The 243-nt window shown below is 40.3% G+C and carries 1 pseudogene; it reads left to right on the top strand.

Annotation, left to right across the window (positions count from 1 at the left end):
• Nucleotides 1-144: 144 nt before the first annotated feature.
• Nucleotides 145-243, top strand: a pseudogene (locus tag MD535_RS26060) (NIPSNAP family protein); the annotation flags it as partial.

Below are 243 nucleotides of genomic sequence, written 5' to 3' on the forward strand. Positions count from 1 at the left end.
TGCTTCAAGCAGATTCGTAACGCTTGGTACTTTTAGCGTTAATTTAGGCTTGAGTGATTACGGCGTAAAACTTAGCTTGAGTGGTACGTTACTCACCACTTAAGCAGGCGTTAGGTGCTCATCAATCAAAAGGAATTGAACACAATGGTTACATGTTACGTTAGGTATATTATCGACCCTTTCAAAGTATCTGAGTTTGAAGAGTATGCAAAAATGTGGATACCGTTGGTTACCCGCTTAGGA

This window comes from Vibrio qingdaonensis, from assembly GCF_026191675.1.
Taxonomy (GTDB): domain Bacteria; phylum Pseudomonadota; class Gammaproteobacteria; order Enterobacterales; family Vibrionaceae; genus Vibrio; species Vibrio qingdaonensis.